Origin of the sequence: Maribacter polysaccharolyticus, from assembly GCF_028882255.1 — a bacterium.
In the GTDB taxonomy this organism is placed as follows: domain Bacteria; phylum Bacteroidota; class Bacteroidia; order Flavobacteriales; family Flavobacteriaceae; genus Maribacter_A; species Maribacter_A polysaccharolyticus.
The window spans coordinates 1-4,583 of sequence record NZ_JARBUY010000017.1 but is presented as its reverse complement, the minus strand read 5'-3'; the positions used below and the strand labels follow the sequence as shown (position 1 = coordinate 4,583).

The 4,583-nt window shown below is 33.3% G+C and carries 2 protein-coding genes; both read left to right on the top strand.

Annotation, left to right across the window (positions count from 1 at the left end; all coding sequences use genetic code 11):
- Positions 1-142: 142 nt before the first annotated feature.
- Entirely contained in the window at positions 143-616 is a 474-nt protein-coding gene (locus tag PHU20_RS20045) for a hypothetical protein (protein ID WP_274827187.1), read from the top strand.
- 285 nt (positions 617-901) lie between these two features.
- The gene (locus PHU20_RS20040) at positions 902-4,390 is read left to right on the top strand and encodes a DEAD/DEAH box helicase (RefSeq protein WP_274827186.1); all 3,489 of its coding nucleotides are present in this window, start codon (positions 902-904) and stop codon (positions 4,388-4,390) included.
- The last annotated feature ends 193 nt before the right edge of the window (positions 4,391-4,583 follow it).

Below are 4,583 nucleotides of genomic sequence, written 5' to 3'. Positions count from 1 at the left end.
ATATCTTTAACAATGGCTCTGAACCGGGCGGAAAAGTCCTACGGACATTTCCCGCAACAGATCATAGCCGAGCCGTTGGCAACAATAGTACAATATTCTAGATTAAACGAATTAATGGAGACATAAGCAATGGTTTAAATCAATGAAAAACAAAGTAGTTTTAATTATAGTTTTTTTGGCAATTACAAACCTAATATTTTCTATATCAATATCAATTTCAGGAATATTAAAAGGGAATTATTTTAATGATTATTATAACTATAAAAGTTTAAAAAATCCTGAAAAATTTATGAACATTGATTCCTTAATTTTTCGAACAGCAAAGGATTATACATATACCAATAACAGCCCAAACTTGTTAATTATTTATGGTTCTTTACTAAGCAATAATTCCAAAATTAAAATGGCTATTGGTAGCGAAAAATACTTTAATTACAACCTTGACAAACACCCAATTTACAGCAGTAAAATAACAAATGACAATTTTTTGAAAGATGCCCCCGATGAATATTACAGAAGACAATATCGTTCTTTCATTATGACAATGTATCTAAAAATTTCTCTAATACCTTTGCTAGTTCTACTAGTGTTTTTATTTAAAAAATATAGGAACTAACTGAATGTAAATGGAATTTTAAAAGGTGCTAGTTTCGGGGAAGGAAAAATTAAGGAATGGGCCAAAATGATGTCCTTACACATAAGCTTAACCACTGTTGCCAACAATACCTATAATCAATTGCTCACGGTGGATTTCCTAACCACGCCTCTGGCGTGGCAGGCTGGAAATCCATATCTTTAACAATGGCTCGGAACCGGGCGGAAAAGTCCTACGGACGTTTTCCGCAACAGATCATAGCCGAACCGTTGTATGCCATTAGAATAAGATCATTTAATCACATTAATGCTGAAAGAGAATCAAATATTATCTGAACTATTAGACGGTGTAACTAAGTGGTCTGAACTTAAAGGTAAATTAGAGGAACACAACACGATACAAACAGAAACAACCAGTAAAAAAACACTAGCTGGTAAAATATTCGAATGTTTCTCAAAACACTATTTTTTAACAGTCCCAGATAAAAAAGATTTTTACAAGAATGTATGGTACTATGAAGAAATACCCAACCGTGTAAAAGAACATTTAAAGCTACCCAGCATTGACCATGGAATAGACCTTCTTTTAGAGGACATATATGGAAAATACCATGCTGTTCAGTGTAAATTCAAGAATGATGAAAGTAAAAGCTTAAGCTGGTCTGGTGATAAAATCGCAAATGTTTTTGCATTAGGAACTAATTGTGACAAAGTTATCGTGTTCTCAAATTCTTCAGATGTCACAAAAGTTGCAAAGGCTTTTTCTGATAAATATGAACAAATACTAAACGATTCATTACTTGAGTTAAATGAAGAATATTTCCAAATAATACACCAATTAGCAAAAGGAAATAATCCTCCAGAATTAGAGAAATATACACCGCGAAAACATCAAAAAACTGCTATTTCAAAAACAGTTTCTCATTTAAAGAATAATAGTAGAGCTCAACTTATATTACCATGTGGTGCTGGTAAAAGTTTAACCTCGCTATGGATTAAAGAATCTTTGGAAGCGAAATCAACGTTAGTCCTTGTGCCTTCACTTGCTTTACTCAAACAAATAAAAACGGACTGGGCAAGACATAAGTCTCAAGCATATAAACCATTATATGTATGTTCAGAAAAAGACATTCATAAATCTGACAAAGACACTCCAAAAGTTCATACTTATGAAATTGGAGGACCTGTCACAACTGATATCTTAGAAATCAAGAGCTTTTTGCAAAGCGATTCTCACAAAATAGTTTTCTCAACCTATCAATCTATTAAAGCCGTATCAGAAGCTTGTTTAAGTATTAGCCGTTTTTCATTTGACCTCACTATTTGTGATGAAGCTCATCGTACTGCTGGTAGTAAAGAAAAAAACACTTACACTTTAGTTCATAGCAACGAAAAATTACCATCTAAAAAAAGGCTTTACATGACAGCAACTCCAAAAGTTGCAAGCACAAATCTTAAATCAAGATTAGGAGAAGACTATTCTCTTTTGTGCGATATGAGTAACCCAGAAATTTATGGGGAGGAAGCCTATAGAATGAGTTTTGGAGAAGCAATACAAAACAAAATCCTAGTTGACTACAAAATCATTGGAATAGGTGTCAGCGATAAAGAAATTCAAAAATACATTATAAAACGTGAATATGTAAATGATGTCACAGCTGAAGAACTAGCTCATAACTTCGCTTTAGATTTGGTTATGCGAAAACACCAAGCATTTCATGGTTTGACATTTCACTCTAAAGTAAAATTAGCTCAAGAATTTGCTCAAAGACACAACCAATACTTTGATAATATATATGCTGAAAGTGTTAATGGAAAGCAAACTACCACTCATCGAAAAAAAATTCTTGAAGATTTTAAAAACAGAGAAAGAGCTATTGTATCAAATGCTAGATGCCTGACTGAAGGCGTTGACGTACCAACAATAGACCTAATTTATTTTTGTGATCCAAAATCATCAAAAATTGACATCGTTCAAGCTTCTGGTAGAGCATTACGTAAAGACCCCTCTGGTAAAAAACAAATGGGGCTTATTGTAATCCCTATTTTTCATCATTTAGATCAAGATATAGAAAAAGAGATTAGCCAGAACCCAATTTTTAATCATCTAATTCAAGTAGTACGTGCTCTTTGCGACCAGGATGAAAGATTGGAAGCTGAAATAAATAAATTATCATCTAGCAAAGGTAGGAGGAACTCAAGAATACAAATTGACCATTCATTAGCCGAAACAGAAAAAATAATTCAACTAGAAGGCCTTGAGACCAAACTAAAAAACACTCTATTCGATACCATAATTGAAAAAAACAAAACTCCTGAATCTAGATGGAAAGATAATTATGAAAAGCTAAAAGATTATTTTTCAGAAAACAAAAACTCCGATGTTCCTGCACGCTACAAAAAAGATAAATCATTAGGGAACTGGGTAGTTGCTCAAAGAGTTCGATATAAGAGCAACAAGTTGTCAAAAAAACAAATTGATAAACTAAATGAATTAGAGTTTAACTGGGACGGAAATGAAGACATATTTGAATTATTCATTCAAAAACTTCTCGAATTTAAGAGTAAATATGGGCACACTAATGTTCCGATAAGAAATAAAGAATTTCCACGATTAGGTACATGGACAAACAAATATCGTGTCATTCTCAATAATGGCTCACTACAAGAAGATGGGAATATTACTCATAAAGGTTCTTCTCTTTCAAAAACCCAGCAGATTCGTCTAGAAGAAATAGGCTTCAGAAAAAAAGCCAATTTGAATGATTGGGAGAGCTATTACAATCAGTTAAAAGAACATTATCAAAAGTATGGTAACTCAGCTCCTAAACAAGCTGATTATCCCGAATTATATGGATGGGTCTTTAGAATCAGAAAAGGTAGGCAACTAATTACCAAAGAACAGAAAAAGGAATTAGAAAAAATTGATTTCAATTTTGAATCAACACGATCTAAACGTGAAAGCTGGGATATTACATTTCAAAAGCTACTACTTTATAAAGAGGAGCATGGTCATTGTCAGGTCCCACGTGGCTATAGCGATTCAACACTTGCCAATTTCGTTGCTCGTAATAGATTTTTAATAAACAACAATAAAATATCCGAAGACCGCCTCAAAAAACTGAATTCAATAGAATTTGACACTAAACGAAACAACTCAGACCCATGGTTAAATCGGTTTCAAGAACTAAAAATTTATTTTGACAATCACGGCTCTTGTGACGTCAAAAAAGATGATGACCCATCTCTCTATTCATGGATACTAATACAGCGTGGTAGGTTTAAAAAGTCAAAATTGTCAGATGAGCAGATTGAAAACCTTAATTCATTAAACTTTATTTGGAATCCAAAAGTGGAAACAAGCGGGGGGCTCAATAAATGGAATGAAAAGTTCGAAGAACTTAAAGCCTATAAAGCCAAATTTGGTCATGTTAATGTACCTCAATTAAATCCTGATTATAAAAGCCTTGGCAGATGGTTGAACGACCAACGGACAAGAAAAAAAGGCAAATTAAGTGGTACAAAGAGAATCTATTTGGAATCAGAAAAGGTTATAAAACTAAATAGCCTAGGAGTTGTTTGGGACATAAAAGAGCATGAATGGTCTCTTAAACTAAGTGAACTCGAGATATTTTATAAAAAGAACGGTCACTTTAATGTTAAGCAGTCCGACCCTGACTTTAAAGGGTTATACAATTGGCTTCATAAAATTAAAAAGAAGGGTACCTCTGAAGCTAAACGAGAACGATTATCATCAATTGGGTATCCTATTGAAGAAATTAAAATTGAACAATAAAATAATAACGGCATACAACAGTACCTATAGCAAATAGGGCATAAAGTGCTATATTTAAAGGCTTGGACGTGGTTGCTAAGTCCGCCAAATCTTTTGGATTTGGCAATTAAAAAAGAAAAAATAATTACAAAACAAAAAGCTCTGGCTCGCAGACCAGACGGAAACGAAAAGTTTCCTTGCCTGCCCTACTTGC